The sequence below is a fragment of the Micromonospora sp. LOL_023 genome (assembly GCF_048060115.1).
GTDB lineage: Bacteria > Actinomycetota > Actinomycetes > Mycobacteriales > Micromonosporaceae > Micromonospora_E.
The window spans coordinates 26,494-52,925 of record NZ_JBHMIM010000006.1; the positions used below are offsets into that span (position 1 = coordinate 26,494).

At 68.5% G+C, this 26,432-nt stretch carries 24 protein-coding genes; 10 read left to right on the plus strand and 14 right to left on the minus strand.

What is annotated here, in order from left to right; genetic code table 11:
* Positions 1-25 precede the first annotated feature (25 nt).
* The 3 genes from ACFHVL_RS04935 to ACFHVL_RS04945 are packed head-to-tail and all read left to right on the plus strand — an operon-like array spanning position 26 to position 1,795.
* On the plus strand, positions 26-826 hold the full coding sequence (locus ACFHVL_RS04935; RefSeq protein WP_416625874.1) for a protein phosphatase 2C domain-containing protein: 801 nt from the start codon (positions 26-28) through the stop codon (positions 824-826).
* A 25-nt stretch (positions 827-851) separates the two neighbouring features.
* Positions 852-1,313: an NUDIX hydrolase gene (locus ACFHVL_RS04940; protein ID WP_416625875.1), complete on the plus strand. Its 462-nt coding sequence runs from the start codon at positions 852-854 to the stop codon at positions 1,311-1,313.
* Positions 1,310-1,795 carry a hypothetical protein gene (locus ACFHVL_RS04945; protein WP_416625876.1) on the plus strand — a complete coding sequence of 162 codons (486 nt, stop codon included), beginning with the start codon at positions 1,310-1,312 and terminating at the stop codon, positions 1,793-1,795. The genes ACFHVL_RS04940 and ACFHVL_RS04945 overlap by 4 nt, the downstream gene beginning before the upstream one ends.
* A gap of 80 nt (positions 1,796-1,875) precedes the next feature.
* Here ACFHVL_RS04945 and ACFHVL_RS04950 read toward each other — a convergent pair whose 3' ends face one another.
* The 4 genes from ACFHVL_RS04950 to ACFHVL_RS04965 all read right to left on the minus strand — a co-directional run bounded on the left by ACFHVL_RS04950 (position 1,876) and on the right by ACFHVL_RS04965 (position 4,380).
* The gene (locus tag ACFHVL_RS04950; RefSeq protein WP_416625877.1) at positions 1,876-2,760 is read right to left on the minus strand and encodes a DNA-processing protein DprA; all 885 of its coding nucleotides are present in this window, start codon (positions 2,758-2,760) and stop codon (positions 1,876-1,878) included.
* Positions 2,761-2,776: 16 nt separating this feature from the next.
* Positions 2,777-3,211, minus strand: coding sequence for a hypothetical protein (locus tag ACFHVL_RS04955; RefSeq protein ID WP_278110879.1), 435 nt, complete (start codon positions 3,209-3,211; stop codon positions 2,777-2,779).
* Complete coding sequence (locus ACFHVL_RS04960) at positions 3,208-3,891, minus strand: DUF433 domain-containing protein (protein WP_416553797.1); 684 nt, start codon at positions 3,889-3,891, stop codon at positions 3,208-3,210. The genes ACFHVL_RS04955 and ACFHVL_RS04960 overlap by 4 nt, the downstream gene beginning before the upstream one ends.
* 159 nt (positions 3,892-4,050) lie before the next feature.
* A complete protein-coding gene (locus ACFHVL_RS04965; protein WP_416625878.1) occupies positions 4,051-4,380 on the minus strand; it encodes a hypothetical protein in 330 nt (109 codons plus the stop codon).
* Positions 4,381-4,523: 143 nt separating this feature from the next.
* Here ACFHVL_RS04965 and ACFHVL_RS04970 point away from each other — a divergent pair, with 143 nt between their 5' ends.
* The 3 genes from ACFHVL_RS04970 (at position 4,524) to ACFHVL_RS04980 (ending at position 5,952) form a co-directional block, all read left to right on the plus strand.
* Positions 4,524-5,432, plus strand: a complete 909-nt coding sequence (locus ACFHVL_RS04970) for a helix-turn-helix domain-containing protein (RefSeq protein WP_416625879.1) — start codon at positions 4,524-4,526, stop codon at positions 5,430-5,432.
* Positions 5,429-5,623: a DUF397 domain-containing protein gene (locus tag ACFHVL_RS04975; RefSeq protein ID WP_416625880.1), complete on the plus strand. Its 195-nt coding sequence runs from the start codon at positions 5,429-5,431 to the stop codon at positions 5,621-5,623. Before ACFHVL_RS04970 ends, ACFHVL_RS04975 begins: the two co-directional genes overlap by 4 nt.
* Before the next feature lie 134 nt (positions 5,624-5,757).
* The gene (locus tag ACFHVL_RS04980) at positions 5,758-5,952 is read left to right on the plus strand and encodes a type II toxin-antitoxin system VapB family antitoxin (protein WP_416625881.1); all 195 of its coding nucleotides are present in this window, start codon (positions 5,758-5,760) and stop codon (positions 5,950-5,952) included.
* A gap of 48 nt (positions 5,953-6,000) precedes the next feature.
* Here the strand turns inward: ACFHVL_RS04980 and ACFHVL_RS04985 are convergent, their stop codons facing one another.
* The 6 genes from ACFHVL_RS04985 to drmD form a co-directional block, all read right to left on the minus strand.
* Positions 6,001-6,192: a DUF6879 family protein gene (locus ACFHVL_RS04985; protein ID WP_416625882.1), complete on the minus strand. Its 192-nt coding sequence runs from the start codon at positions 6,190-6,192 to the stop codon at positions 6,001-6,003.
* 168 nt (positions 6,193-6,360) lie between these two features.
* Positions 6,361-7,530 carry a hypothetical protein gene (locus ACFHVL_RS04990; RefSeq protein ID WP_416625883.1) on the minus strand — a complete coding sequence of 390 codons (1,170 nt, stop codon included), beginning with the start codon at positions 7,528-7,530 and terminating at the stop codon, positions 6,361-6,363.
* An 11-nt stretch (positions 7,531-7,541) separates the two neighbouring features.
* On the minus strand, positions 7,542-8,702 hold the full coding sequence (locus ACFHVL_RS04995) for a hypothetical protein (protein WP_416625884.1): 1,161 nt from the start codon (positions 8,700-8,702) through the stop codon (positions 7,542-7,544).
* Positions 8,703-9,160: 458 nt separating this feature from the next.
* Positions 9,161-12,394, minus strand: coding sequence for an Eco57I restriction-modification methylase domain-containing protein (locus tag ACFHVL_RS05000; RefSeq protein WP_416625973.1), 3,234 nt, complete (start codon positions 12,392-12,394; stop codon positions 9,161-9,163).
* A gap of 124 nt (positions 12,395-12,518) precedes the next feature.
* Positions 12,519-13,286: a hypothetical protein gene (locus tag ACFHVL_RS05005; protein WP_416625885.1), complete on the minus strand. Its 768-nt coding sequence runs from the start codon at positions 13,284-13,286 to the stop codon at positions 12,519-12,521.
* Entirely contained in the window at positions 13,286-16,525 is a 3,240-nt protein-coding gene (drmD, locus tag ACFHVL_RS05010) for a DISARM system SNF2-like helicase DrmD (RefSeq protein WP_416625886.1), read from the minus strand. Before drmD ends, ACFHVL_RS05005 begins: the two co-directional genes overlap by 1 nt.
* A gap of 135 nt (positions 16,526-16,660) precedes the next feature.
* On the opposite strand from drmD, the gene ACFHVL_RS05015 reads away from it, so the two are divergent.
* A complete protein-coding gene (locus ACFHVL_RS05015) occupies positions 16,661-18,781 on the plus strand; it encodes a UvrD-helicase domain-containing protein (RefSeq protein ID WP_416625887.1) in 2,121 nt (706 codons plus the stop codon).
* A 51-nt stretch (positions 18,782-18,832) separates the two neighbouring features.
* Positions 18,833-21,004, plus strand: a complete 2,172-nt coding sequence (locus tag ACFHVL_RS05020; RefSeq protein ID WP_416625888.1) for a DUF262 domain-containing protein — start codon at positions 18,833-18,835, stop codon at positions 21,002-21,004.
* A gap of 23 nt (positions 21,005-21,027) precedes the next feature.
* On the opposite strand, the gene ACFHVL_RS05025 is transcribed toward ACFHVL_RS05020, so the two are convergent.
* The 4 genes from ACFHVL_RS05025 to ACFHVL_RS05040 form a co-directional block, all read right to left on the minus strand.
* Positions 21,028-21,636: a hypothetical protein gene (locus tag ACFHVL_RS05025; RefSeq protein ID WP_416625889.1), complete on the minus strand. Its 609-nt coding sequence runs from the start codon at positions 21,634-21,636 to the stop codon at positions 21,028-21,030.
* Between the two features lie 21 nt (positions 21,637-21,657).
* The gene (locus ACFHVL_RS05030) at positions 21,658-22,266 is read right to left on the minus strand and encodes a hypothetical protein (protein WP_416625890.1); all 609 of its coding nucleotides are present in this window, start codon (positions 22,264-22,266) and stop codon (positions 21,658-21,660) included.
* A gap of 84 nt (positions 22,267-22,350) precedes the next feature.
* Positions 22,351-23,034 (minus strand): response regulator, encoded by a 684-nt coding sequence (locus ACFHVL_RS05035; protein WP_416625891.1) that lies wholly within the window; start codon positions 23,032-23,034, stop codon positions 22,351-22,353.
* Positions 23,031-24,230, minus strand: a complete 1,200-nt coding sequence (locus ACFHVL_RS05040) for a sensor histidine kinase (protein WP_416625892.1) — start codon at positions 24,228-24,230, stop codon at positions 23,031-23,033. The genes ACFHVL_RS05035 and ACFHVL_RS05040 overlap by 4 nt, the downstream gene beginning before the upstream one ends.
* Before the next feature lie 173 nt (positions 24,231-24,403).
* Between ACFHVL_RS05040 and ACFHVL_RS05045 the strand changes: the two genes are divergently transcribed.
* Positions 24,404-25,102 (plus strand): ABC transporter ATP-binding protein, encoded by a 699-nt coding sequence (locus tag ACFHVL_RS05045; protein WP_416551048.1) that lies wholly within the window; start codon positions 24,404-24,406, stop codon positions 25,100-25,102.
* Positions 25,099-26,409, plus strand: coding sequence for an ABC transporter permease (locus ACFHVL_RS05050; RefSeq protein WP_416625893.1), 1,311 nt, complete (start codon positions 25,099-25,101; stop codon positions 26,407-26,409). Before ACFHVL_RS05045 ends, ACFHVL_RS05050 begins: the two co-directional genes overlap by 4 nt.
* Positions 26,410-26,432: the final 23 nt, after the last annotated feature.

A 26,432-nucleotide genomic window follows, 5' to 3' on the forward strand; every position in this document is an offset into this window, starting at 1 on the left:
CACTCGTTCCGAGGATTGGATCAAGATGAAGATTCGGGATTCGGTCACCACAGCCGGCGGGGCCAGGTCGAACGAGGACCGAGTAGGCCACGCGGGTTCGCTGGCCTGGGTCATCGACGGTGCCACCGACCTGTACGACGATGCTGCCCTGCCCGCAGAGCGTGACGTGGTGTGGCTGGTCGACCTGGTCGGGGCGCTCCTCACAGAATCCGGGACGGACGGTTATCAGGGCAGTGGCGCCGACCTGTTGGAGCGGATCGCCGTCGAGGTGCATCGGCAGCAGGAGGCGTACGGCTTCCCCTCGGACCGGATGCCGCCGGCCTGCTCGATCGGCTTATGTGTCGACCGGGGCGACGGCTTCGAGTTGACCCGCATCGGTGACGCCACCGCTGTCATCGACGGCGACACCACCCGTGTCCTCGCCACCAGCTACTTCGACGGGCGAGAGGCGGCGGCGGTGCGGGCCCGCGAGACCGACCCGGCGATGGTCGTCGCCGCCATGCAGCAGCGACGCCGGCACACCATGACCTCCGGTGACGTCGAGTCGGTCTTCTCCGGCCACCCGCAACGCCGCCTCGTCCCGCACCGGATCACCGCGGACTGGGCAGGGACCGGCCACATCCTGCTCTGCACGGACGGGTTCGCCCGGCTGGTCACCGATTACCAGCTCTTCGCCGGGTGGTCCGAGGTCGTCGCCGAGGCCCGGGAGCGTGGGGTGGCGTACCTGGAGAAGTTGATCCGGCAGACGGAGAGCGACCCGGCCGTCGGCGGTGACGGTTTCAAACGCGCCGACGACGTCGCCGCCGTCCTGATCTGCGCGGGCTGAGGCAGTACAGATGGGAGCACCTGCCATGTCCGACCGGCCGCCGTACCTCGTCGAACGCAACCCGGGCTACTTCGAGTACCAGTTGCCAATCTCGGTGAAGCTGGTCATCGACCACCACGGTCGGGTGCCGCTGCTGAAGAACGAGCGCGACGAGTGGGAGCTACCCGGCGGCAAGCTGGAGGTCGGCGAATCCCCGGAGCAGGGCGTCTGCCGGGAGGTAGCCGAGGAGCTGGGCCTGACCATCACCGGCGTACGGATCATCGACTCGTGGGTGTACGAGATCACCCCGCTCCGACACGTGTTCATCGTCAGCTTCGGTGCGGTCTACACCAGTGAAGAGGAGTTGACCTACATCGACGAGCACAAGGAACTCGGTGTGTTCAGCTACGACGAGGTGCCCGACCTGCACATGCCGGCACCGTACAAAGCGACGATCACCCGCTGGCGTGACCTCGTCTCCGGTTCGACGCAACCCGCGACGACATGACCGGGCGGGAAAGCTGCCTCCGGGGTAGCCGGCTTGCTCAGGTGTTCCTCGCCGCGCTGTCGGCCGCAGTCTGTTTCGGCTGTACGTCGAGTCCGCCGGTCTCCATGGCCGAGTCGGACCCGGCGCTGCTCGTCCACGACGTCCGGCGCGGCGGCGACGACGCGCAGATCGACGGCTATCTGCGTCACCTGGCCGACGCGGACTGCTTCGTCCTCGAACCGGACGCGACGACCGGGCCGGACGGGATACGCAACGTCGCCGTCTGGCCGCCCGGCACGACGGTGTGGCGGGACGGTGGGCAGGTCGCCGGGGTCGAGGCGCCAGGCCGGGAGCCGATCGCGATCGGCAGCCGGGTCGTCGGCGGTGGCGGCTACACCAACCCCTCGACCAGCGACCTCGACCTGCCCGACGTCTCCCCCGACTGCCTTACCGGTGGCGGCGAGTTCGCCATGCTGCACACCATCACCAGCGTGACGCCATGAACGACAGGATCTCGATCGACCATCGGATCATGGCTTCGCCGCACAGGCGCTCGATCAACAAGAGCTTCCGCTACGGCTGTCTACGTGAGTGGGAGTCGGTTGAGGATGCCGTCGACGGCTTCGATCAGCTCTGCTGTGCTGCGTACGACGTGGACGCCCGGCCTGGTGGCGAAGGCTTGCGCCCATCGACTTCGCATGACATGGCTGGTCAGGATCACCGGCCGGCCTTGCCCGAGGGCAAGGCGTGCCTGGATCCGGGCGCCGCTGGTCTCGCCGGCTTCGACGACAAGGGTCGCTGCCGCGTACCCGCTCATCACCGCGTTGCGCATCGGGAAGCTCTGCCGGGTGGGGCCGGCGTCGGGCCGGAACTGGCTGACCACCAGGCCGACGTCGGCGATGTGGTCCTGCAGCCGCCGATTGGCCGGCGGATAGTAGTTGCGGATGCCGGTGCCAATGACCGCGACGGTGCGGCCACCGGCGGCGAGGGCTGCGGTGTGGGCGGCGGTGTCGATGCCGTGAGCCAACCCACTGGCGACCGTCACTCCCCGGTTGGCCAGCGTCTCGGCTACCGATCGCGCGATGCCGGATCCGCGCGCTGACGCCTTGCGGCTGCCGATGACGGCGATGGCCCGGTCGTTGGGCCGCAGCTCGCCACGGGTGAACAGCAGCGGAGGCGCCTCTTTGATGCCGCGCAACTGGGCGGGATAGCTGTCGTCGAAGTAGGCGTGTACGCCGATCCCGTCCGCCCGCCATCCGGCAATCTCGTCGGCAGCGGCTGAGATCAGATCGTCGGCTGAGCTGGTCGGATCTGGGAACAGCGCCTCGGGCTGACGCAATGCCTGGTCGAGCACCTGCGTGGCGCTGCCGGTCTCCTGGATGTCGAGGACGACCTCCGACCAGTTCGCCGCTGATCGGCGCAGCAGAGCGACCAAAGCTGCAAGCTCAAGCATCGCCAGTCCGCTCATGGCATTGGTGCTGGGATCACATGACTGGCTCGAAGCTCGTCCGGGTCGCAGCGTAGATGAACGGACCAGGCCGATCGAGGCATTTGACCAGGTCCCGCCAACGACACATCACCACCTCGAGTTGGTTGAAGGTGTTCGTCGCTTCGGCGGCGGTCAGGGCGACCATCCGGGCTCCGTACTCGCGGACGGCGGCGATCTCTCGGGGGCGAGTCCGGATGTGCCGGTCACGGGTCACAATCAGCCAACCCTGCTCGGTAACCTGCGGAATCCACACGTCGTCCCTGGCTGCGACGTCGGTGACAACGCACGGCGGGCGGAGACGCTTGTGGACCTCACCACCCGGGTCTCCCGGGTACGTCACGTCCGAGCGGATGCGAGACAGGAGGATGCCGAGACCACGAATATCAGCGTCGAAGTAGAAGCGGACTCCCGCCGGTTTGGTCCTGGTCATGCAGCTTTGGCGGTAGCCCGCACGGAGAACTCGTACGCCAACGCCCACGATACGTCGCTGGCGTCCAGGGCGTACATCTCGGCGATCGCGTCCGCGTCCTCGCCCGCGTCATGCTGCTCAGCGATGACCTCGGTGCTCACGCCCTTGATCGACGGCTTGCCGAAGCGGACATCCGGCTGGATGCGTACCGGTGATTCCAGGTTGGCGTCTGGGCTGTAGCTGACGGCTACGTCGCCTGACCAACCGACCCGCCGGATGAAGGAATCCGCTGGCGTCGTGAGGAGGAGCTGGTCGCCCGCCACCGCCACCATCCAGTAGTCGACCCCGAGGCCGGCAGTGGTCTGGGCGTCGTAGACCAGGTTCCGACCGGACACGAACGGACGTCGATCAGCAAGCGGGTACGGCACGCCGAACTCTTCACGCAGCAGCTCGATGAACCGACGGAGCTCCTTCATCGGCACGTTGTGTGTCTGTCGGTACTCCCGCAGGTAGCCGGCTTCGACGAACTCCGCCCAGGTCACGTTTCGAGTGCCGCGCGGTTTGTCGCGTAGGATCGGTTTGTAGGATTTGCTACTTCGCTGCGATCCTTCCAGCCAGTAGTGCAGGGTCGACTGCCGGACGCGCAGCAGCCGGGCTGCCACCGCCTCCGAAAACATCTCGCGCTCCAGCACACTGGTCATGGCATCATTCTGGCACCTGGTCGCCGTCGCTGTGGGGTAGCGACGAGCACGCCGAGGCGAGGCCCCATCCACGTCAACTTCCACGGATAGCGTGGATGGGCCTCACCTCGGTGTGCGGTACGCGGAGCAGCCGGGCCGCTGCCGCTTCGGTGAGCACGGCTATTCGGCGGCAGGGACGAGGACTTGCGAGCCGGACCAGTTGATGTCGAGGTTGCCGAGGTCGCTCTCGGGCTCATCGTTCTCGTCGAGGGTGCTGAAGGTGGCGTGGTAGCAGCCGAACCCGTGGCCGCCGGCGGCGAGGGTCGCGATCGCCCAGCCGCGCAGGTTCTCCCCCAGCTTATCCGGCTGACGCGGGTCGACGGCGACCCGGATGACTCCGAGCAGGTCGTACGTCTGGTCGCTCGTGCCGGCATTGCCGATGAGGCAGAGCGAGAACCCGTACCGCTCCTCCGCCTCCTGCTGGTAGATCAACTTTCCGAATCGGTACAACGGAACCTCCATCAGACCGTCGAGTGATCGATGGAGACCAGCTTGCATCAAGATCACTCTGATATCAACCCCTATACAGATCTGGGTATCTGTGATGTGATTCGGATAGTCGTCTCTCAAACGTGAACTCGAATGGAGTTTTGATGTCGGCATCGGCTTCGGAGTCAGGCAAGGCTCGTGGCTTAGCAGACAGCCACAACCCGTCGCCCATCGTGCAGGCGTGGGAGCTTGGCCTGCGGTTACGGCAGCGGCGGGAGGAGATCGGCCTGACGGCGGTCGCAGCCGGCAAGGCCGCAGGCATCATCCAGGCGTACGTCTCAGGCGTGGAGTCAGGTCGTGTGAAGCTCCCCGCAGACCGGCTGCTCAAGTTCATCGAGATCTACGAGATCGACGATGACGAGGCGGCGGAACTTGAAGAGCTTCGTGCGGGCGCGGCTCGCCGTGCCTGGTGGAACCAGTACACCCAGATCTTCCCGGCCGAGTTCATCCGGTTCCTCGGCTACGAAGCCGGAGCAGAGCACATCCGCAACTACACGACCGAGGTCATGCCAGGGCTGCTGCAGACCGAGGACTACGCCCGTGCTGTCATCCGGGGCGGCACGACGACGATCCGACTCACCGAGGTTGACCGGCGTGTCGAGTCCAGGATGATCCGCCAGCGCCGCCTGCTTGACGACAACCCGCTGAAAGTGACCACTGTGCTTGGCGAGGCGGCGCTCCGTCAGCAGGTCGGCGGTCCTGCTGTCATGCGGTCGCAACTCGAACACCTTGCAGCCATGATGACCGAACGCCCCGAACAGATCGATGTTCGAGTCATGCCGTTCAGCGCCGGGGCGCATCCCGCGCTCGGCGGGCCGTTCCAGCTCCTCTCGTTCCCGTCGCCTCGGCTGCCTGACCTGGTCTGGCAGGAGATCCTGACCTTCATCGACATCATCGATCAGTCGGCGAAGGTAACCGACTACGCCGTGACCTTCGCCGAGGCCGAGGAGCAGGCGTTAGGCTCGGGGGACTCGCTCGCGCTGATCCGGCAGGTAGCCAAGGAGATGGAATGATCAGGCAGGTCAGGATGCAGGATCGCGGCTGGTTCAAGTCGTCGCGCAGCTCGGACAACGCCAACTGCGTCGAGGTTCGCTTCGCTGGCGGCCAGGTGGACGTACGCGACACCAAGGACCGCACCGGCCCGACACTCGCCTTCGACGCCACCACCTGGGCCAGCTTCGTCACCGGCCTCAAGCACAGGTAACTCCCTGATCGGATGCGCTCCATCTGCTCCGCGCCCGGCGTGTTGCGCAGATGGGGCGCATCCGATCATCAGCCGAGGTCGGCTCTCCCGCTCACAGCGTCGATGCCAGCTCGATCTGCTTTCGAAGGTTGCCGATGACCGTCACGCAGATTGACCTTGACGACGAGGCGCTGGCTGAGGCAATGCGCCTGTCTGGATCCAGGAGCGAGCAGGAAGCCGTCAACCTCGCGCTACGCGAGTACGCCGCCCGCCATCGACGTATCGCGGCGCTCGAACACCACCCAGCGGCGGCACCTCACGAGATGCTTGTGCGGTCCTCGAACGGCTAGCGATCCGTTGGGCTACCGCCAAGTGGTCGCTACGGCCGGTACCTGTTCTCACCCAGGTAGCTTCGCTGTCCCGGTGGGCGGATCCAGTGTGGCCACCTCGCGATCGAAGAACGTGTCCAGCGGCTCGCCCTGGTGGTAGAGCCCTTCGATGAGGCGCTGACACCGGGCGATCAGCTCTGGGTCGGTGAAGCGACGGGCGGCGACGAGCACTCCGGTGTCGTCGTAGACCGCCTCATACATCACCAGGGTCGGGTTGCCCGGAGGGATCTCACCTCCGGGCTCCCACGGAACGGAGCGTGGCAGTCTCCCAGGGACGCGGCGGGCGCCGGGCACGCGACGGCGACCGGCGGCCCCGCCGGTCACACCGTTACGGCGTCCGTCCGGTTCCCGGCGTCAGGGTCATCAGGTTCACAACCACTCTAGGAAAACCGTGTGGGCCCAGAGGTGATCGCTAGGGATCTGGACCGTTTCCCCTCCTGCCGTGGTCGGCACAACCCTGAAGTCGTCGCCTAACCGATACGGGTCGTTGGGGAGGTGAACGGAGGCGATGAACTTCTTCCCATCCGCCGAGACCAGCGCCCCCTCAGCGACGGTTCCGTCATACGGGCCGACCACACCGACCGGGTCTCCGACAGCGCGACCGGAATGAGCATCCATGACCTGAAAGGAACCGGACGACGCGCGGCACAACACCCGGGTGTCTCCGATCCAGCCGACGACACCGAGACAATCGCTGACGAGCGTGGCATTGCGGGCCGACTTCCCAGCGAGCGGGACCGAGGAGTCTGGGGTGTCGAAGACGCTTCCGAAGACCTTTGGCACTTTCGCCGTGAGGCGGCGGCCGTTCGGCGAAACCCAGACCATGTCTGCCTGAATAGCGCGTGGGGGCTTTCCTAAGACAGTCAGGGGGAGGTCATGCCCGGCCGCCGGTCCTTCGTCGGACAGGTGGTGGTCTCCCTCGACGGCCCGGGAACCGATCCTCTGCTCCCCGGAAGGGGCCGTGTAGGTAAACCACACACTGCTACCGTCGGGCGACATCGCGGCGTTCTGCTCGTCGTCGCTCGTCGCGTCGCTCAGGTGCACGATGTCGTCCCAGGTGCCGTCACTTTCGACGAAGCTGGCATGTGTGGCCTTGCTTCCAGGGTCCCGGAGCACCACTGCCATGCGCGTGAATCCGAGGTCGAAGAGGGCGCGGATCCGCGGAACCATGTGTTCCAGGGCATCGGTGCGGTAAGGGGACGGGACGTCCGCTCTCTGCCTGCAGAGGTCCACGAGAGGGCTGTTGACTGCTGTGACGCCGGCAGAGTTGGTGAACGCGGCGTCGGGGGGGATGGCAAAGGATCGCTCGTCGAGCAGTTTCCACCGCTCGGGATTCCATGCCTGCACCGAAACGCCGACGTAGCGTGCGCCCATGAGGCAGGTCGCGGTGATGACGGTGCCCTTGCGGGTGAACGGTGTGTCGGGAAGCGTGTACGCTTCGTTGCCCTGGTATTGAGTCGAGGGTCCAGAATCCGGCTTCTTTTCACTCGGCTGCGAACTGCAGGCGGGAGCACACAGGAGGGCCAGCACAGCCGCCAAAGATTTCCAGGCTAAACCAAATCGCACGGGACCCCCTGAGCATAACACGTCCAGGGAACCGAGCCGAACACCCAATTCTGTCGAGGGTTCTCGGGGACTGATTCCGTGCGAATGCGAATGGGCTCCCCCTTGCTGTCCTTCAGTTGGACGTATTGTTCCTTCTGGTGGGCGTCCACGTAGTGGACCTTGATCCCCCACTCACACGACTGGCCGGGCGGCGCGATCGCCTCCACCTTGAGGCCACCCGAGGGCTGGCCACCTCCGACCTCGATGAATCGGGTAGCGAAGTACGGTTTGCCTTGCCCCTCGGTGTCGTCGGTCAGCACCGGCTCATCCGCCCAGGGCGGGATGTGGAGGCGAATTCCTTCGTAGGGCACTCCGCCCTGCGGCGGGTAGTCGACGACCGTCTTCGCGGCGCTCTTCTGGCATTTGACATCAACGACTTCCCAGTCGTCGATGACCACGGCGTAGGTCCGGGTGCTCAGGAAATTTATCTTGAACGTGTCAGAGAGCTCCATGCGGTCGAGTGGCGTCTGCCGGTTGTACCGTTCCGGGGCGTGTTCCAGGTGGGACGCATACGCCAGCGGGCGACCGCCTAAGCCCTGCAGATATGAAAAGGGGGACGAACTTTCCTGCATCTTCTGTATTTCGTGGGTCGTCAGTTCTCGGTCGAGAACCATGACCCAATTTTCCGGCTCGCTATTCTCCGACTGCACGGATACCGCGAAAGGCGGTTGGGACGCGTCGTCCTCTTTCTGAGAGTCGTTCTCCTTGGCGACGGTGGACGGAACGAGGAGATAAGTGCTCACTGCTTCGAGTAACAGGGTCGAGAGCGCCAACACTGCGGCCAGCACTGCGGCCAGCATCACCCAGCGCCTCTTCTTGCGAGGGGACGCTGCGGGATCCACTCCGAGGTTTTCGTAGGCGATCGCTCTGGCAATCGCCCCATAGCCTTCGCCTGCTTCGTTACCAGCGCCTGCGCGGCTCTGTTGCTGGGCAGGGCCGGATGAGTTCCCACCTGAGTTCTGGCCAGGTCTTTCCGGCTCTTGGGGAGTGGCTCCGCCATTGACGGGCTCCGGTTCCGAGGTTCCGCCTAGTGGTGTATTTGTTGTCACACCTGCCCATCCCTTCGCGAGAGCCATTGGCGTATCGACATCGATACCATCAGTCATTCTGGCATACCTACGCACCCCACGCCCCCGAGCAGGTATCAACCCAGGGGCCCGGCAGGGCTGTTGCGCAGTCGGTTGAGGGCAGGTTGAGCTGGGAGTTTGGAGGGTTCCAGGGGTCTATGCAGGACGGGCGCGGCCCATTGGTGATCATGAAGTTGCGAAGCTACATGATCACGAAGAAGCCACATGATCACGAAAAGGACCGCACCCGCCGATGCCATCATCACCCAGCATGCTCGCCGTCGCGGTGTGCGCGGTGCGCCGTAATCCCGCTGAGGGCGGTACCCGATCCGCGCGACCCTCGTGGCCGCCGCCACCCCACCGAGATTCTGCTGCCGCACCGACCCACCGGCATGAGCGAGGTCCGCCAGTGGCTAGCCGATTTCATCGCCACTGGCGGACCATCAGTCACCATTCCACTGATGCCCGACGTTAGCTAACGCCGAACAGAAGCGTTGCTAGAAGAGGGCGTCGGGGCGGGGGAACAGGGCGTCGTCGAAGGCAGGGGGCAGCGACTCGGATTCCGCTGGCTTTCGTGGTCGTGGGACAGACTTGGTTGGCTTGCGTGGTGTGCGGCGGGAGCCGGAGTGCAGACCCTTGCGGACTTCTTCGGCGTAGCGCTTGTGGTTGAGCTCCAGCAGGCGATCAAGGATCTCGACCTGCACCGCCGGGTCAATCGTGTAGCGGGTTCCCTGCCGGGTCTCGTGGAAGCCGTGGTTCAGTCGCAGGTCGGACCAGCCGTACGCCTCGGCAACCGTCTCGTCGATCTCGACGTGGATATCCCGCAGCCGCCGGATGTCCGCGCTTGTCACCCCTTCGTCGTGGACCAGGTTGTAGAGCTTCGTCAGCCCCAACTCCCGCCCCAACATCACCGACCGCCGGTACGAGTCCAACTCCTCGCCCACCCGATCCATCCGCTCCGTCAAATCTGGTTGCGGAAACGTCTCGAAACCATCGGACGGCGTGTAGCGCGCATCTGTCCGAAGGCTCGACTCACCCTTTGTCATCCACCAGGAAAGGTGAACCTTGCTTGACAGAAGTGCCAGGTGCGCGAATCGGTCGGTCGCGAACACGCCGAGCATGTGCGAAAAGACTTGTCCGGTCGGCACGGTGATCGGTAGCCCTGTCTTGCTGACGAGTGCGATGGCGAGGACGCGGTCGAGTCCTTCGATGGCCTCGTACAACGCGGGCGCGCGTTCCGCGAACAGCCACCACCGATCGCGCCGCGCAGGACGGTTGTTGGTTGCGCGGAAAGTCTTGACTTTGCGCTCGACGATGGCGAAGCAGTCTGGGTACTGCTGGGCGCGTTCGATGGACCAGTCGCGGAAGTTGATCACCCAGCGGGTCGCCGAGCAGTCCGGGCTGGTGTTCAAGTCTTCGCCGTTGAGGTAGGGAAAGAGCACATCCTTGTTGCGCGAATCCTTGGCGATCAACGCCTGCGCCTGCTCCGGCTCTAGCAGGAAGCCTCTCCCCAGGATGTTCGAGCCCTGGAACGACTGGCCGGCGTTGGCGGCGAGGCGGTGCGGGTTGCCGGTCACTCGGGACTCGGCGTCGAGCGAGGCGGTGATGCCACGTACCTTCCGGCCGTCGAGGATGCGCTCCTCACCGCTGCCGGCGTGCCCCACCCAGAGCAGCGACACCTCCAGCGAGGCGGTGCCCGGCCACGGCTGCGACTTGTTGGCGCGGTAGATCGTCCAGCCCATGTCGATCGCCTGGTCCAGGCCGACCTCGCGGGTGTCGCCCTGGGCGATCGTGTTCGTGGCGATCAGCCCGACCCGGCCCTTCCCGGTCACGGCCAGTTTGCGCAACAGAAAGTACGAACACAGGTCGGCGCTACCGCGTCGGCCCCGGCCGACCCGCTCCACCAGATACTCGCGAAGGTCGACACCGATCGATCCGGTCAGCCGCTGCCCGCCCACGAACGGCGGGTTGGCGATGACGGCGTCGAAGCCGGCGCGGTTGATGACCTCCGGGAACTCCAGCGGCCAGTGCAGTGGGCGGATCGGGGCGGGGCGGCTGCCGCGCAGCCAGCCGCTGATCGTGTCGGTCAACTGCCGGGTCTGCTCCGCCGACGCCTGGTCGTGCAGCACCGCATACACCTGGTCGCTGATCGCCGACAGCCGGTCGTCGTACTTGTACTCCGGGTCGTCGTCGGGGTCGTCGGCCGGATCCCACGGGCGGCGCTGTGCCCGTACGGCGGTGGACAGCGCCGCGCCCACGACGGCGTCGGCGGCCAGCCGCAGCCCGTCCCCCATCTGCTCGGTCAGGCCCAGCTTCGCCGCCTTGTCGGCGGCGTCGCGGGTGTCCTGCACCACGCTCGCCTCGATCTGCTCCCGCAGCTCGGTCATCTCGGCGACCAGCTCGTGCAGCCGGTCGGTGACCGAGCCGTAGAGCCGGGCGTGCAACGAACGGCCCTGCTCCGGGTCCAGGTGGAAGGCGGTCAGCTGGTCCAGCGAGGTGATGCCGACCAGCGAGTCACCGCAGCGCAGCGCGTGGTCGAGGAAGCCGAACGGTCGCCCCTTGGCCAGGGTGACCAGCCACAGCGACAGCTTCGCCAACTCGACGGCCATGTCGTCGCGGTCCACCCCGTACAGGCAGCGGGCGGCGACCATCCGACGGGCCGCCAGCCGCAGATCCTCCTCGGTGCGGCCGTCGGCGGGCAGGTCGGCCAGCTCGGCCGGCAGCTTGTCGCGCTGCCAGGCTCGCACCACCACCTCGGCCAGGTAGCGGCAGGCAGCCACCAGGAACGCGCCGGAACCCATCGCCGGGTCCAGCACCTTCAGGCGCAGCAGCTCATCCGCGCTCTTCGCCCGCCACACGCCTTCCTCGGCGACGCCCTGCGCCGGGCCGGGCGCGAAACACAACGGCGCCAGGGTGTGCCGGACGACCTCCTCGGCCAGCTCCTTCGGCGTGTAGTGGGTGCCGGTGGCCCGTCGGTCGCCGACCTGGGTGAACAGCACCGACCCGGCCGGGAAGATCGTCGGCAGGCCGCGCAGGTCGGTGCGGAGCAGCCCCCAGTACGGGCGGGCCCGCTCGGCCAGGTCGGCGTTGTTGTCGCAGGCGGCGTGCAGCGCCGCCACCTCGTCCGGCCGGGGTGTGCGGGCCAACGCCTTCGTCACCTGGCCGGCGGTCAGCCCGCAGCGTTTCACCAGCCAGTCGCGGAACTCCGGCTCACCGAGCGCGGCCTGCTCGACCAGCTCGGTCAGCGGCAGCTCCGGCTCCAGTTTGCCGATCAACCCGACGTGCGGCTGATCCACCCGCAGGCAGGAGAAGTCGAGCAGTCCTTCGTAGACGTGGCCGATCTGCTCCACCCCGAGGCTGGAGTAGCTGAGCTGCTCGGCGGCCTTGCCCCGGTGGCGCAGCACCAGCAGCGCGTCCAGGATCTCCAGGATCACCCGGTCGGTGACCGCCGCCCGGTGCAGCCAGCCGAACCGGGCCGGGTCGAACAGCGACCCGCCGTGCGCCGGGATCATCAGGTCCGGGTGGGTGCAGCCGCCGTGCACCGCCGCGAACAGGGCCAGCAGCCGGGGCCAGGCCGCCGCCCGCCGGTCGGTCACCTCCTCGCTGTACAGGTCCCGCGCCAGGCTCAGCTGGGCGTGCAGCGTGGTCGCCGCGTACGCCTCCTGGTAGAGCGGGTCACCGAGCGGCAGCAGCCGCTGCTCCTCGGCGTACAGCAGGAAGACCAGCCGCATCAGCACCGTCAACGCGCCCCGGTAGATCTCCCGGTCGGCGACGTCGCGCAGCAGTTCCCCGCCGGATTCGCGGTCCAGCCGGGCCAGCTCGCCGACGAACAGCTCCACCGCCCGGCGGACCTGGTCACCGAGGGTGGTGGTGACCTGGGTGAGGGCGTCGGCGCTGCGGACGAACAACCCGGCGAGGCTGGTCGACGCGGTGCCGTCCGGGTTGGCGGCCGGCGGCAGCACCCGGCTCGCCGCCAGCAGGGTGGCGAACGCCCGCAGCAGCAGCGGCTCCTCCAACCACAGGTCGGCGTCGAAGACGGCGACTCCGGTGGCGGGCGTGCACCAGCGCCCAGTGCTGGCCGTTGGTGAGCAGCGCCACCGGGGTGCGGGTGTCGCGGCACAGCTGTGCGGCCTGCTCGGTGGGTGCCGGCCGGTCGCCGTCCGGCCTGGTCAGCGGGGTGTCAGCCGGCAGGTGGTAGACGTGCAGCCGGGCGGCCCGGCCGCCGCCGGGCTCCGGCCCGTACATGATCCAGTCGGGTCGACGGCGACGCCGGTCGGCGCCGGCGAGGATCTCCGACGGCAGCGCGGTGCCGTCGCCACGGGCGCTGGCCGGGTAGCGCAGCAGCTCGGTCAGGATCAGCTCCACCCAGGCCGGGGCGAGCAGGTCCGGCGGGGCGTCGAGGATCTCACCCCAGCCTTGGCGGATCCGCTGGCGGACCTCGTCGGGCACGGTGTCCAGGCCGTCGGGCAGGGCGGCGGTCAGCACCGGCACGGTCAGGAACGGCCCGTCCGGGCCGAGCAGGCCGAGCCATTCGGCGTGCTGTTCGTCGGCACGTTGCGGAGCCGGCCGGTACGGGCGACGGCCGGCAGTGACTGCGGTGGCGGTGCTTCGGGTGGACGGCATCAGCGGGCACCTCGGGCGATCCAGGCGGGCACCAGGCAGGTGACGGCGGCGGGGAACCAGCGGGCGGTCGGGTCGGCGTAGCGGCGGCGCAGCGCGTCGGTTTCCCGCTGCCGCTGCGCCGGGATGTCGCGCAGCCGGTTCCGCAGGGCGTCCCGGTCGGCGTGCAGTTGTTCGCGTTCCAGCTCGAACAGCGACGGCTGTTCCCAGGACGGCGTGTCGTCGAGGCGGGCCCGGATGTTGGCCGCCAGCTCGTCGAGCACCGCCTCGATCGCGGTGACCTCCTCGGCGCAGCGCTGCTCCAGCAGGCTGTACAGGCTGCGTTTGCGCTGGTCGGCGCGGACGGCGAGGGCCCGGCTGAGCGGCTCGGACAGCGTCGGCCACAGCTCGACGAGCTGGCCCAGCATCGGCTCCGCCGGTGTCTCGTCGGTGGCGGCGGCGAGTAGCGCGTCCAGCTCCTCCTGGCGGGCGCGGGTCAGTCTGCCGGCGACGATCGGCCCGCCCGCGGTGATGATCTCCTCGTGCAGTCGGGTGCCTTCCGTGCCGGTGATCACCACCCGGCCGTGGGCGATCAGCGCCGGGCTGCGCAGCAGGTCGCCGGGGACGATCCGGGCGGTGACCCGGTGCAGCCGCTTCCCGGTGCTGCCGCCGGTCCGCGACCACAGTTCGGCGCGCAGCAGCCGCAGGCACATGCCGACCAGCCGATGCCCGAGGTGCAGCAGCACCACGTCGGTGCGGCCCTTCGCGGCGTCCGGGTCGAACGTGACCGGCCTTTCCCGGCCGGTGACCGGATGCAGCAGACCGTCGGTGCGGGCCGTTGCCCACGCGCCCGGCAGCTCCGGCAGCCGGAACCAGGTGCCGGTGGCGTCCGCCGGGGTCGGGGCCACGATCAGGTCGCGGCGGTGCGCCAGCCGCAGCGCCGTGCGGACCACCCGCTCCACCGTGGCCGGGGTCAGGTTCAGCTGGGTACGGCTGGCATGCAGCTTCTCGGTGAGCCGCTGCAGTTCACGGGCCAGGTCCCGCTCGTACCGTAGCCGGGCACGGCTGGCCCGCTGGCCGATCTCGGCGTCGGTTGCCCGCCAGTCCGTACGCTTGCCGGTCATCTTCTGCTCGACCTGGGTGGCGATGACCTCACCGGCGCTGCCCAGGTCGGTGCGGATCGCCTCGACCTTCTCCACAGCCAGCCGCAGGAACGCCAGCTCGTCCTCAAGGGACCCGTCGGTGTAGTCGGCGTGCTGCCAGCCGGCCGGGACGAAGTGCAGCACCTGCACCTCGGCGGCCCGTTGACCGTGCCGGTCGATGCGGCCGTTGCGCTGCTCCAGCCGGTTGGGGTTCCACGGGATCTCCCAGTGCAGCAGCCGGTGGCAGTGGCGCTGCAGGTTGATGCCTTCGCTGGCGGCGTCGGTGGCCAGCAGCACCCGTACCGGGTCCAGGGCCGGGTCCTCGGTGAACACGTTCTTGACCTGTTCGCGGTCCTGCGGGTCCTGGCCGCCGAACAGCAACGCGATCCGTTCCGCCGGGTAGCCGGCGGTGATCAGCCGTTCGTGCAGCCAGCACTGGGTGTCGCGGTACTCGGTGAAGATGATGACCCGTTCGCCGGACCAGTCGCCGCCCGGCCGCACGATCGGGTCCAGCCAGGCGCGCAGCGCGGTGAACTTGGCGTCCGGCTGGTGCTGCGCCGACCGGGCCCAGGTCTGCAGCCCGGTGAGCAGCGCCTTTTCCTGGGTGGACAGCGGCGGCGCCCAGCGGCGTACGGCGGTCAGGGCGTCGGTTTCGACCTCGCCGTACGCCTCGTCGTCCTCGGCGGTCTCGTCGAGCCGGTCGATCGCCGGCCGCAGCACCTTGTCGGCCTTGTCGCGTACCGGTGCGGTGTCGGCGGGGTGGCCGTCGGTGCGGGCGGACATCGTGGCCAGGTGGGTGTCGACGGTTTCGGCGAACGCCTTCGGTGACGAGAAGAGCCGGCGTTTGAGCAGCGTGGTGACGAAGTCGGCGGCGAGCTGCCCGGCCCGGTCGGCGGCGGCGTCGCGGCGGCTGGCGGCGTAGCGCGACAGCAGCTCGTGGGCGTGCCGTTCGGCGGCCGGGTAGTCGACTTCAAGGTAGTCGAGGCGGCGCACCGGGAACCGTGGGGTGCCGTCCCACCTCCGTGGCAGTTCACTTTTGAGCCGGCGGACCATCACCCGGGCCAGTTGCTCGTCGGTCGGTTTCACCCCTCGGGCGAAGCGCTGGTCGTCGAGCAGCTCCAGCAGCGCGGTGAACGACTCCAGGTAGCCGTTGTGCGGGGTCGCCGACAGGAACAGCCGGTGCTCGCAGTGCGGGGCGAGGGTCCGGATCGCCTTCGTCCGCTGGGAGTCGGTGGCGTAGCGGCCCCGGCCGGCCGGCGCGCAGGTGTGGATCTCGTCGACCACGAGCAGGTCGATGGCGCGCGGGTAGCGGGGGGCGGTCGGCAGCACCTCGCGGAGCAGCCGCAGCGGGCGGTCGCGTTTGAGCCAGTCGACGCTGACGATCAACCGGGGGTAGTGGGTCCACGGGTTCGCGTACAGGCCTCGGCTGCGTCGCAGGTCACGCAGCAGTGCGCTGTCGACGATGCGGAATTCGAGGCCGAACTTGTCGCGCATTTCGTCGCGCCACTGCCGGGTCAGCCCGGCCGGGCAGACGATCACCATCGTCCGGGCCCGGTGCCGCAACATCAACTCCTGCATGACCAGGCCGGATTCAATTGTCTTACCCAGTCCGACATCATCGGCAATCAATAGATTGGTCCGCGGCATGGACAGCGCCCGCACCACCGGGTCGAGCTGGTAATCCTCGATCTCCACGCCGGAACGGAACGGGGCCTGCAACGCCGTACGGTCGGCCGAGGCAATCGCACCCCAACGGACCGCGTCGAGGAATGCGTCCAGTTGGGCCGGGTCGTCGAACCCGTCACCCGGACCGGGCAGGACGGTGGAGTCGTGCACCGCCCGACCGGGCTCCAACTCCCAGACCACCCGCAACTCCTCGTCGCGGGCATCGTCCTCAACGCTGATCAGCTGCACCAGGTGCGGCGCCTGCCCGGTGAACACGTGCGGATCGGCGCTGGCGACCTCGCCGCGATGCACCTGCGCCGCCACCCACCTGCGGTTTCGTACCGTTACCAGTTGGCCTTCGGCGGGCGCCGCCGACTGCTCCGTCAGGGTTGGGACAGCCGATCCGGCACGCTGAGCATCGTCGATAGTTTGGTGCGAAGTGTCCGAACGGCCCATTCCATACGTACGTGCCTCCACTCTGCACCTTTCGTCGTTTCCTGAGCCCGGGACCACTGCGTAACATGGGCTCTCCGCGAACGCAGGCGTGCAGGTTAGTGCAATTTGTCTACACAGTCGACAGGGGTTACGACAGTGGCCAAGCTCGGAATCGCCAAGGACTTCCTGGCCGACTATGCCAAGCTGCAGAAACCCGTCCAGAAATCGGTTTCCGCCGTGATCGACAAGTTCGCGGCACACACCCACGCCGGCATCCACCTGGAGAAACTCGCCAACGCCAAGGACTCCCGCATCCGCACCATCCGGATCACCCAGTTCTACCGGGGCGTCGTACTCGCCCCGACCAGCGGCGACGAATTCTTGCTGCTCACCGTCCTGCCCCACGACGACGCCATCGAGTACGCCAGCAGCCGGCGGTTCACCGTCAACCAGGCCCTCGGCGTCCTCGAGGTCCGCAACCAACAGGCCCTCGACAGCATCGAGCCAGCCCTGCAGCAGGCCGCCAGGGCCAACCCGAGCCTGCTGTTCAGCCGGGTCAACGACGCCGACCTGATCCGGCTCGGCGTCGACGCCGACATCCTCCCCCTGGTCCGGCTGCTCACCACCGACGCGCACCTGGAAGCCCTGGCGAACCTGCTACCCACCGCCCAGTACGACGCACTCACCGGCCTCGCCGCCGGATACACCCCGGAACAGGTCTGGGACGAGGTCAGCGCACACCTGCCGACCAGCGCCCCCGCCGAGCCGGTCGACCCGGACGACCTGACCGCCGCCGCCGCCCGCACCCCGGACCGCTTCCATCTGGTCTCCGGACCCGCCGAACTGGCCAGCATCCTCGCCCACCCGTTCGACGCCTGGCGGGTCTTCCTGCACCCGACCCAACGCGAGATCGCCCACCGGCCGTCGTACGCCGGACCGGCGCTGGTCACCGGCAGTGCCGGCACCGGCAAGACGGTGACCGCCCTGCACCGGGCGGTGTTCCTCGCCGCCCGGACGACCGACGGCCCGGACCGATTGCTGCTGACCACCTTCACCCGCAACCTCGCCGACGCCCTCGACCGGCAACTCGGCCTGCTCACCGACGATGCGTCGGTACGGGACCGGATCGACGTGCTGAACGTCGACCGGCTCGCCTACCGGATCGTCGCCGAAACCCTCGGCCGCCAACCGGCCATCGCCGACGCCAGGACCGTCACCCGACCGCTGTGGGAACAGGCCGCCGCCGCCACCGGCGGGCAGCACAGCGCTGCCTTCCTGCAACGTGAATGGGAGCAGGTGATCCTCGCCCAGGGCATCACCGAGCCGGCCGGCTACCTCGCCGCCCGCCGGCACGGCCGGGGCGCACCGCTGCGCGCCGACCAGCGGCTCGCCGTCTGGGAAGCGATCCGGCAGGTCACCGACGCGCTGCGGCAACAGGACCAGCACACCCACCTGCAGCTGGCCGACCAGGCGGCGAAGATCCTCGCCGAACGGCCGGACCGCCCGTACCGGCACGTCATCGTCGACGAAGGCCAGGACCTGCACCCGGCGCAGTGGCGGCTGCTGCGGGCCGCCGTCGCCGCCGGCCCCGACGACCTGTTCATCGTCGCCGACCCGCACCAACGCATCTACGACAACCACGTGTCGCTGGGCAGCCTCGGCGTCGGGATCCGGGGGCGCAGCCGGAAACTGACCATCAACTACCGCACCACCCAGGAAATCCTCGCCTGGTCGGTACGGCTGCTCACCGGAGTCGACCCGACCGGACTCGACGACCAGCCGGACAACTTGACCGGCTACCGCTCGCCGATGCACGGCCGGCGGCCCCGGATCGCCGGGCACCCCGACCGCGACGCCGAGCACGACCAGCTCGTCAACCAGGTACGCCGCTGGATCGACGACGGAGTCGAACCGCACGCGATCGCCGTCGCCGCACGCAACGGCCACCTGGCCCGCGCCGCCCGCGACCGGCTCGGCACCGCCGGCATCCCGGTCAGCACCCCCACTGCCAGCAAGACCAACGCGGTACGGGTCGGCACCATGCACGCGATGAAAGGGCTCGAGTTCCGCTGCGTCGCGGCGATCGGCGTCGACGCCGACACCATGCCGGCCCGCTCGACGATCACCGCAGCCGACGACGACCCCGCCGCGCACCGGCACGACCTGCAACGGGAACGCTGCCTGCTCTTCGTCGCCTGCACCCGCGCCCGGGACTCGCTCTATGTCTCCTACGCCGGCGCACCCAGCCCGTTCCTCGACGCCCGGCCCGCCCACTGACCACCACCGACCACCCACTGACCACCACCGAACCCTCGCGAGGCACCCGACATGCAGGCACACACCCTCACCCCGACCGCGATCTTCGGTCACCAGGTCCGGCACGTCGTGCCGCTGTTCCAGCGGCCGTACGTGTGGAACGAGCAGGACCAATGGGTTCCCTTGTGGGAGGACGTCGCCAGGGTGGCGGAGGACGTGCTGACTACACCGGCCGGATACGGCAACCTACCGGTCGCCCCGCACTTTCTCGGCGCGATCGTGCTCGACCAGCCGGCCGGCTCATCCGGCTACGTCACGATGCGCCAGGTCATCGATGGCCAGCAGCGGTTGACCACCCTGCAGCTGATGCTGAACGCGGCACAGCGGGTCGCCGCACAGCACGGCAGCGCTCTGCACGCACAGGCGCTGCAGGTCCTGGTCCGCAACCAGCCCGAGATCCTGCAGAACCCGTCGGAGGCGTACAAGGTCTGGCCGACCGACCGCGACCAGGAAGCCTTCCGGGCCGCGATGGACGGCGACGGCACGCCCGACGCGGAGCTGGCCGGCTCGGCGCTGGTGCGTGGCCACGACTTCTTCGTCCGGGCGATCGCCGAGTGGGCCGAGGTCACCGGTGACCCGGACAAGGCCGCTGCCCGACTTCAGGCGCTGGCCCAGGCGCTGCGCGACCACTTGAAGCTGGTGGTGATCCAGCTGGAGCCGGGCGACAACGCCCAGGTGATCTTCGAGAGTCTCAACAGCCGGGGTATGCCGCTGCTCGCCGCCGACCTGATCAAGAACCTGGTCTTCCAGATCGCGCAGGCGCGGCAGCTCGACGTGGCTGGTCTGTACCGCGAGCACTGGGAGCAGTTGGACACCGACCACTGGCGGCTGCGCGTCGCCCGTGGCCGGCAGTACGTGCCCCGGATCGACATCTTCCTCCACCACTGGCTGATCACCCGGACCCTCAGGGAGGTGCCGGCAGACCGTCTCTACCTGTCCTTCAAGGAGCACCTGCCGGCGCCGGAGCAGCTCGACCTGCCGGCGCTGCTCGCCGACCTGTCCCGCGACGCCGCCAGCTATGCGGCCCTGGACAAGTGGCCGGCCGATTCGGCTGTCGGTAGGTTCCGCTACCGGGTGCTGCAGGCGATGGACTCGGCGGTGGTCACCCCGGTCCTGCTGTGGCTGCTTCGCTGGACCGATCAGGAGCTGCCCACGGTCCAGCGGGACAAGGCCCTCGCCGCGCTGGAAAGCTGGCTGGTACGCCGGGCGCTGTGCCGGCTCACCAGCAAGGACATCAACCGGCTGACGCTCGATCTGCTGCGCAGACTCGACGAGACCGGCCCGGCGACCGCCGGCGACGTCACCGAGACCTTCCTCGCCGGACAGCGAGCCGACTCCCGGTTCTGGCCCACCGACGCCCAGGTACGCGAGGCACTGACCACCGCGCCGGTCTACCGGACGCTGCTGCGGGCCCGGCTGCGCATGGTCCTGGAGGCCGTCGAGGAGCACCGGCGTACCCCCAAGAGCGAGCAGCCGCACTGCCCCCGCAATCTCACCATCGAGCACCTGCTGCCACAGAAGTGGCAAACGTACTGGACCGCCGGACTCACCGAGGAGTTGGCCGCTGAGCGGGACAAGCTGCTGCACACCATCGGCAACCTGACCCTGGTCAACAACAAGCTGAACCCGTCCATGTCCAACCGGCCGTGGACCGACGAACAGGCCCAGTCGGTCGGCGCCGCCCCCACCGGCAAGCTGACCGAGCTGCAGAAGCACACGACGTTGAAGATCAACGCCGACATCCTGCTGACCGCACCGCACGGCTGGGACGTCGAGCAGATCCGCCAGCGCACCGCCGAGTTCATCGAGCGGATCCTCCAGATCTGGCCGGCACCGACCGCCGTCGCCGCCGTCGCACCCCTGGCCACGGCCGAGAAAGACAAGCTGCCGGCCGAGAAGGTCGACGAGACCGAGGAGGAGTCGACCCCCGGCCACTCCGTCGCCCTGACCAGCAAGTACAAACCGCTGACCGGCTGGCTACGTGAGCAGGACGCCGAATCGCTGCCGGTCACCTTCGACGAACTGGAGACCGTCATCGGGGGTCCACTGGCACCGTCTGCCCGCGCCGGATCGGGGTACTGGTACTCACAGTCGAACTCGCTGAGCAAGGCGATCGTGGCCGGTGGCTACCAGGCGACCCGCGCCCAGCTCGTCGACGAAACCGTCGTCCTCGTCCGCTGGTAGCTGACGGGTCCGTCGGGCCCGCCTCAACACTCGGCCGTCGAGGCGGGATCGACGCAGACGGAGAGCCGGTGCGGGAAGTCGATTGAGCGAACGCCCCCGGTCGACCGGTAGGTCACCGTGACGGGTGGGGCCTCCCACAGGCCAGGCCGGACGGCCGTGATCTTGAATACGGCCGAGTAGCGTTCCTGGCTGGGATCGCTCGGCAGGATCTCGGCCGAAGCCGGGTCGACGGCGGTCAGATCAGGTGCGAACACGGGTGGGAACCGGTCGGTGAAGCCGACGCCGTCGGCCTGGTCCGGCGCCAGCGCCACCAGGCCGACCCGGTCCACGCTGACGACCGTCGAATCACCTGCCGCCATCTCGACGGAGATCAGCTGGACCGGAGAGCCTGTCACGTTCCGGAAGACGACCAGGCCGTCGTAGCGACTCTGGCTGACCTCAAGCTGTGAGCTGTGCTGGCTGCCGCGCCCGGCCCATTCGAGGGCGACACCTCGATGGTCGTCGTCGGCCAGGCCTGCGGACGACGACGGCGACGGCGCCCCGCCATCCGGGCCGTGCGGGTCGCCGGTGCACCCCGCGATGCCGAACGCCAGGACCGCGGCGAGGCCCAGGACGGCAGGCAGCTTCCCCATGTCTCCCCACGTCACCCTCTGTTAACACCCGCCCTGCGGGTTCGGATACCACCAGGCCGTCGCCGGGTAGTCGTCCCGCTTCCAGCAGTAGTAGTTCGAACTGTGTGACGCGAGTGGGGCGTACGCCACCGCGTCAACCGACGTGGTCACCGTGCAGTTGGTGTTGAGCCGGTGCTTCTTGAAGCCGAACAGCCGGCCTTCTTTCGTCCGTACCAGGCGGGACGTCACACCGGACGACAGCGGGATCGAATGGCTCCAGCTGGTCGTGTGGCTCGACCCGACGGTGAGGTCGACGCCGAAGGTGGTCTCAGCCGACGCGACGAGCGCACTGGCCGAGACCGAGAAGCTCGCCGACGTGGTGACCGCGATGTCGATCGTGCCGCTACCGGTGAAGTCGATCGACCCGGGGCCGGTCTGCCAGTCGCTCGCGGTGTCGGTGGAGATCCAGACCTTCTGCGGCGTCCAGACCTCGTAGGTCTCCTCGATAGGACAGGCCTGGGGGACCATGTCGGCGGCCCGCACCGGAGCGACCGCGAGCAACGACAGCGCCGTGCCGGCCGCTACGACCACGGCGGCCCGCACCCCGCTCGGCAGGCGCCCCCGCCCCACCAACGATAATGATCGGGACATATCAATACGGTATGCAGGTCGGTCCATGGATCACAAGGCAGACCCGGCCAGCCCGATGCAAGATCTCCGACAGTCACCTCGACCTCAGGCCAGGCCGGGAGTGAGCAGGCCACTTTCGTACGCGAGGATGACCAGTTGGGCGCGGTCGTGCGCGTACAGCTTGGTCATGATCCGGTTGACGTGGGTCTTCGCCGTGTGTGGCGAGATCACCAGGTCCTCGGCGATCTGCTGGTTCGACCGGCCGCGCGCGACCAGCAGCAGCACCTCGCGTTCCCGGTCGGTCAACTGGTCGATCGCCTCGCTGGCCGGATTCGGCCGGCTCACCGTGACCGGTGCGGCATTGGGTAGCACGTACCGCTCGATGAGGCTGCGGGTCGCGGCCGGCGACAGCAACGCCTCACCGGCGTACACCGCACGGACCGCGCGGACGATCTCCTCCGGCTCCGCCCCTTTGCCGATGAACCCGCTCGCGCCGGCCCGCAACGCCGCCACCAGGTATTCGTCCTCCTCGAACGTGGTGAGGATCAGCACCCGGGTCTCGGCGAGCGCCGGGTCCGCGCAGATCGCCGCCGTCGCGCCGATGCCGTCCAGTTCCGGCATCCGGATGTCCATCAGTACGACGTCGGGGCGCAGCGAGGCGGCGAGCGCGACGGCCTGCGTACCGTTGACGGCTTCGCCGACGACGCTGATCCGGCCGTCGTCGGTCAGGATGTCCGTGACGGCCTGGCGGATCAGTGGCTGGTCGTCCACGACGAGCACGCTGGTCACCGGGGATCCTCCTTGGGCAGTGGCAGGGTGGCGGCGAGCCGGTAGCCACCCGGGGACAGGCCGGTTTCGACGACGCCACGGACCGAGGCGACCCGTTCCCGCAGACCGACCAGGCCGTGTCCGCCACTGGGTACCTCGGGCCGGTCGTCGGACGATCGGCCGGACACCGGGTTCGTGACCACCACCAGAACTTGATTGGCGTCGATCTCGATCAGGACGCGGGCGCGGTGCTCGGCACCGTGTTTGTGCGCGTTGGTGAGACCTTCCTGGACGACCCGGTACGCGACCACGTCGACCGCGCCGCTGACCGCCGCCAGGTCCCCTTCGGTCCGCACCGAGACGCTCAGGCCCGCGTCGGCGAACCCGCTGACCAGCCGGTCGAGCTGGTCGAGGCCAGGTTGCGGGGCCGCCGCCCCGCCAGCGTCGTCGTCCTCGGTACGCAGCACCCGCAGCAGGTCGCCGATCTCGGTCAACACGGTCCGGGCCGCGCCCCGGATGACCCCGAGGGCCTGCTGTGCCCGCTCGGGACGGGTCTGCAGCGCCGACGAGGCCACCCCGGCGTTGAGACTGATCACCGAGATCTGGTGGGCGACGACGTCGTGCAGGTCACGGGCGATCCGCAGCCGCTCCTCGGTCACCCGTCGGCGGGCCTCGGATTCGCGGGTCTGTTCCGCTCGTTCTGCGCGTTCGATGATGGCGCGCAGATACTCCCGCCGGGAGCGGGTGGCGTCGCCAGCGGCGGCGGCGAACGCGACCACGACGGTGACCTGGAACGCGCGGGGATCGAACACGCTCCCGATCGCCGTCAGAAGGTTGAGCAGGGCCGTCACGACGACGGCGGCGCAGGCGGCGGTGAGCGTGGTCCGCCGGTCCGTGCGGTTCGCCGCCCCGAACATGGCGATCGACACGGCGAGCACCACGCCCGGCTCCAGCGCCCCGGTGGCCGCGACGAGACCGTATATGGCGATACAGCCGGCGAGCACGGGCAGCGGCCAGCGCCGCCGCAGCGGCAACAGCCCGGCGGGGACGACCGCGAGGGCGACGGCGACGGTCCCGGCCGGCTCGTGCTCGGGGATCTTGAACTGGATGAGCGCCATCGCGACGATGATCACCGCTGCGACGAGGTCACCGGCCCACGGCGGTACGCGCGGACGGCGGTACCTCGGGTCCGCCGGCCCGGCCGCAGTGGTCGTCATGGTCCCAGTCTGCCGGCCGTCATGAGCGGGCAGGTCCACCTGGCGTGGTAATCCCCGCTACCGCGAACGTGGTACGCGGATGCCCGCCGCAGAGTGACGCGGCGGGCCGGGCCGCCGACGACGATGGAGACACCAGCCGGAAAGCGGCCTGGTCGGCGAATACGAGGAGTCCGATGGAAAGCCCTGTCATCTCGGCTGTCGACGTACGGAAGACGTACGGTCGCGGCGCGAACAGCTTCGACGCGCTGAAGGGAGTCAACTTCGACATTCATGACGGAGAGAGCGTCGCGATCCTCGGCAAGAGCGGATCGGGCAAGTCGACCCTGATGCATATTCTCGCGCTGCTGGACGCCCCGACGTCAGGCACGATCACGCTGGGCGGGGTCGATACCCGTACGCTGCGGGGCAGCCGCCTCAACCAGACCCGGAACAAGACGTTCGGGTTCGTCTTCCAGCAGTTCTTCCTCACCCCGAACATCTCCGTGCTCGACAACGTCATGCTCCCGATGAAGATCGCCGGGGTGGGTCGCAACGAGCGCAAACAGCGCGGCATGGCCGCCCTGGAACAGCTGGAACTCGCCGACAAGGCGAAGAACAAGGCCGCGAATCTCTCCGGCGGGCAGAAACAACGCGTCGTGATCGCCCGGGCACTGGTGAACAATCCGCGGATCATTTTCGCCGACGAGCCCACCGGCAACCTCGACTCCACCACCGGCGCGGTGGTGGAGGACATTCTCTTCGACCTCAACCGGCACAACGGCATCACCCTCATCGTCGTCACCCACGACGAGGAGCTCGCGTCGCGCTGTGACCGCCGCATCCTCGTCCGGGACGGCCACCTGGTCGGCGACTCGGTGGCGGTGCCGGCATGAAGATCTCCGATCTGATCGGTTCGGCCACCGCGAACACCTTCCGGTCCAAGACCCGTACGCTGCTGACGATCCTGGCGATCTTCATCGGCGCGTTTACCCTGACCCTGACCAGCGGGCTGGGCACCGGCATCAACGCCTACATCGACGACACGGTGACGGCGATCGGCGCCTCCGACGTCATGACGGTCATGAAGACCTCCGAGCAGGGCGACGGGTTTGGCACCGCCGACAGCGGGCCGGCCGAGTACGACCCGGACGCCGTGTCGAGCGGGCAGCCCGGTCCGCCCGGTCAGACCGTCGTCGCGCTCACCCCGGCCGACATCGACACGCTGGCCGACATCGAGGGTGTGCTCGACGTCCAGGCCACCAGGTCGATCAGCGCCGACTACATCCAGGTCGGCGACGGCACGCGCTACGTCGTCAACGTCGGTGGGCTGGTCGCCGGGCAGCAGACGCCGCTGGCGGCCGGGGCCGAGCCGGACAACTCGTCATCGCAGCTGCAGCTCGCGCTCCCGACGTCGTACGTCGAACCGCTCGGCTTCGCCGACGACGCGGCGGCGGTCGGGCAGACCGTCTCGATCGCGGTCACCGACGCCGAGCGCACAGAGCAGGTCATCGAGGCGACGATCGTCGGGGTGGCCGAGGAGACCCTGGCGACCCCGGACGGGGCCAGCATCGTGCCCAACGACGCGCTGACCGACGCGCTGTTCGACGCGCAGAACACCGGCCTGCCCGCCGCCGAGGCGCAGCGGTACGCCCAGGCGAGCATCTGGTTCGACCCGGCCGCAACCGACGAGCAGATCAGCGCGCTGAAGGACCGGCTGGCCGACGCCGGCTACACCGGGAGCACGGTCGCCGACCAGCTCGGCGCGTTCCGGACCGTGATCGACGGCATCGTGCTGGTGCTCAACGCCTTCGCGGTGATCGCGCTGCTGGCGGCGAGCTTCGGAATCGTCAACACCCTGTTCATGTCGGTGCAGGAGCGCACCCGCGAGATCGGCCTGATGAAGGCGATGGGCATGGGCTCCGGCAAGGTGTTCGGCCTGTTCAGCCTGGAGGCCACGGTCATCGGCTTCCTCGGCAGCGCGATCGGTGCGGTGCTGGCGATCGCGGCGGGCACGGCGATCAGCAGCGCACTGGCCGGCGGCTTCCTGTCGGATCTGCCTGGCCTGACGTTGATCGCCTTCGAACCGGTCTCGATCGCGGTGATCATTCTGCTGGTGATGGCGATCGCGTTCCTGGCCGGCACCCTGCCGGCGTCGCGGGCTGCCCGGGCCGACCCGGTGAACTCGCTGCGCTACGAGTAGGCAGCAGCCGGCCGGAAGGCGGC

What these genes read in the sequence shown, in the direction of transcription:
- ACFHVL_RS04935 (WP_416625874.1), top strand. Translation starts at nt 26, where the DNA reads ATGAAGATTCGGGATTCGGTCACCACAGCCGGCGGGGCCAGGTCGAAC.
- ACFHVL_RS04940 (WP_416625875.1), top strand. Translation starts at nt 852, where the DNA reads ATGTCCGACCGGCCGCCGTACCTCGTCGAACGCAACCCGGGCTACTTC.
- ACFHVL_RS04945 (WP_416625876.1), top strand. Translation starts at nt 1,310, where the DNA reads ATGACCGGGCGGGAAAGCTGCCTCCGGGGTAGCCGGCTTGCTCAGGTG.
- ACFHVL_RS04950 (WP_416625877.1), bottom strand. Translation starts at nt 2,760, where the DNA reads ATGAGCGGACTGGCGATGCTTGAGCTTGCAGCTTTGGTCGCTCTGCTG.
- ACFHVL_RS04955 (WP_278110879.1), bottom strand. Translation starts at nt 3,211, where the DNA reads ATGACCAGGACCAAACCGGCGGGAGTCCGCTTCTACTTCGACGCTGAT.
- ACFHVL_RS04960 (WP_416553797.1), bottom strand. Translation starts at nt 3,891, where the DNA reads ATGACCAGTGTGCTGGAGCGCGAGATGTTTTCGGAGGCGGTGGCAGCC.
- ACFHVL_RS04970 (WP_416625879.1), top strand. Translation starts at nt 4,524, where the DNA reads ATGTCGGCATCGGCTTCGGAGTCAGGCAAGGCTCGTGGCTTAGCAGAC.
- ACFHVL_RS04975 (WP_416625880.1), top strand. Translation starts at nt 5,429, where the DNA reads ATGATCAGGCAGGTCAGGATGCAGGATCGCGGCTGGTTCAAGTCGTCG.
- ACFHVL_RS04980 (WP_416625881.1), top strand. Translation starts at nt 5,758, where the DNA reads ATGACCGTCACGCAGATTGACCTTGACGACGAGGCGCTGGCTGAGGCA.
- ACFHVL_RS04985 (WP_416625882.1), bottom strand. Translation starts at nt 6,192, where the DNA reads ATGTATGAGGCGGTCTACGACGACACCGGAGTGCTCGTCGCCGCCCGT.
- ACFHVL_RS04995 (WP_416625884.1), bottom strand. Translation starts at nt 8,702, where the DNA reads ATGACTGATGGTATCGATGTCGATACGCCAATGGCTCTCGCGAAGGGA.
- ACFHVL_RS05000 (WP_416625973.1), bottom strand. Translation starts at nt 12,394, where the DNA reads ATGCGGCTGGTCTTCCTGCTGTACGCCGAGGAGCAGCGGCTGCTGCCG.
- ACFHVL_RS05005 (WP_416625885.1), bottom strand. Translation starts at nt 13,286, where the DNA reads ATGCCGTCCACCCGAAGCACCGCCACCGCAGTCACTGCCGGCCGTCGC.
- drmD (WP_416625886.1), bottom strand. Translation starts at nt 16,525, where the DNA reads ATGGGCCGTTCGGACACTTCGCACCAAACTATCGACGATGCTCAGCGT.
- ACFHVL_RS05020 (WP_416625888.1), top strand. Translation starts at nt 18,833, where the DNA reads ATGCAGGCACACACCCTCACCCCGACCGCGATCTTCGGTCACCAGGTC.
- ACFHVL_RS05025 (WP_416625889.1), bottom strand. Translation starts at nt 21,636, where the DNA reads ATGGGGAAGCTGCCTGCCGTCCTGGGCCTCGCCGCGGTCCTGGCGTTC.
- ACFHVL_RS05030 (WP_416625890.1), bottom strand. Translation starts at nt 22,266, where the DNA reads ATGTCCCGATCATTATCGTTGGTGGGGCGGGGGCGCCTGCCGAGCGGG.
- ACFHVL_RS05040 (WP_416625892.1), bottom strand. Translation starts at nt 24,230, where the DNA reads ATGACGACCACTGCGGCCGGGCCGGCGGACCCGAGGTACCGCCGTCCG.
- ACFHVL_RS05045 (WP_416551048.1), top strand. Translation starts at nt 24,404, where the DNA reads ATGGAAAGCCCTGTCATCTCGGCTGTCGACGTACGGAAGACGTACGGT.
- ACFHVL_RS05050 (WP_416625893.1), top strand. Translation starts at nt 25,099, where the DNA reads ATGAAGATCTCCGATCTGATCGGTTCGGCCACCGCGAACACCTTCCGG.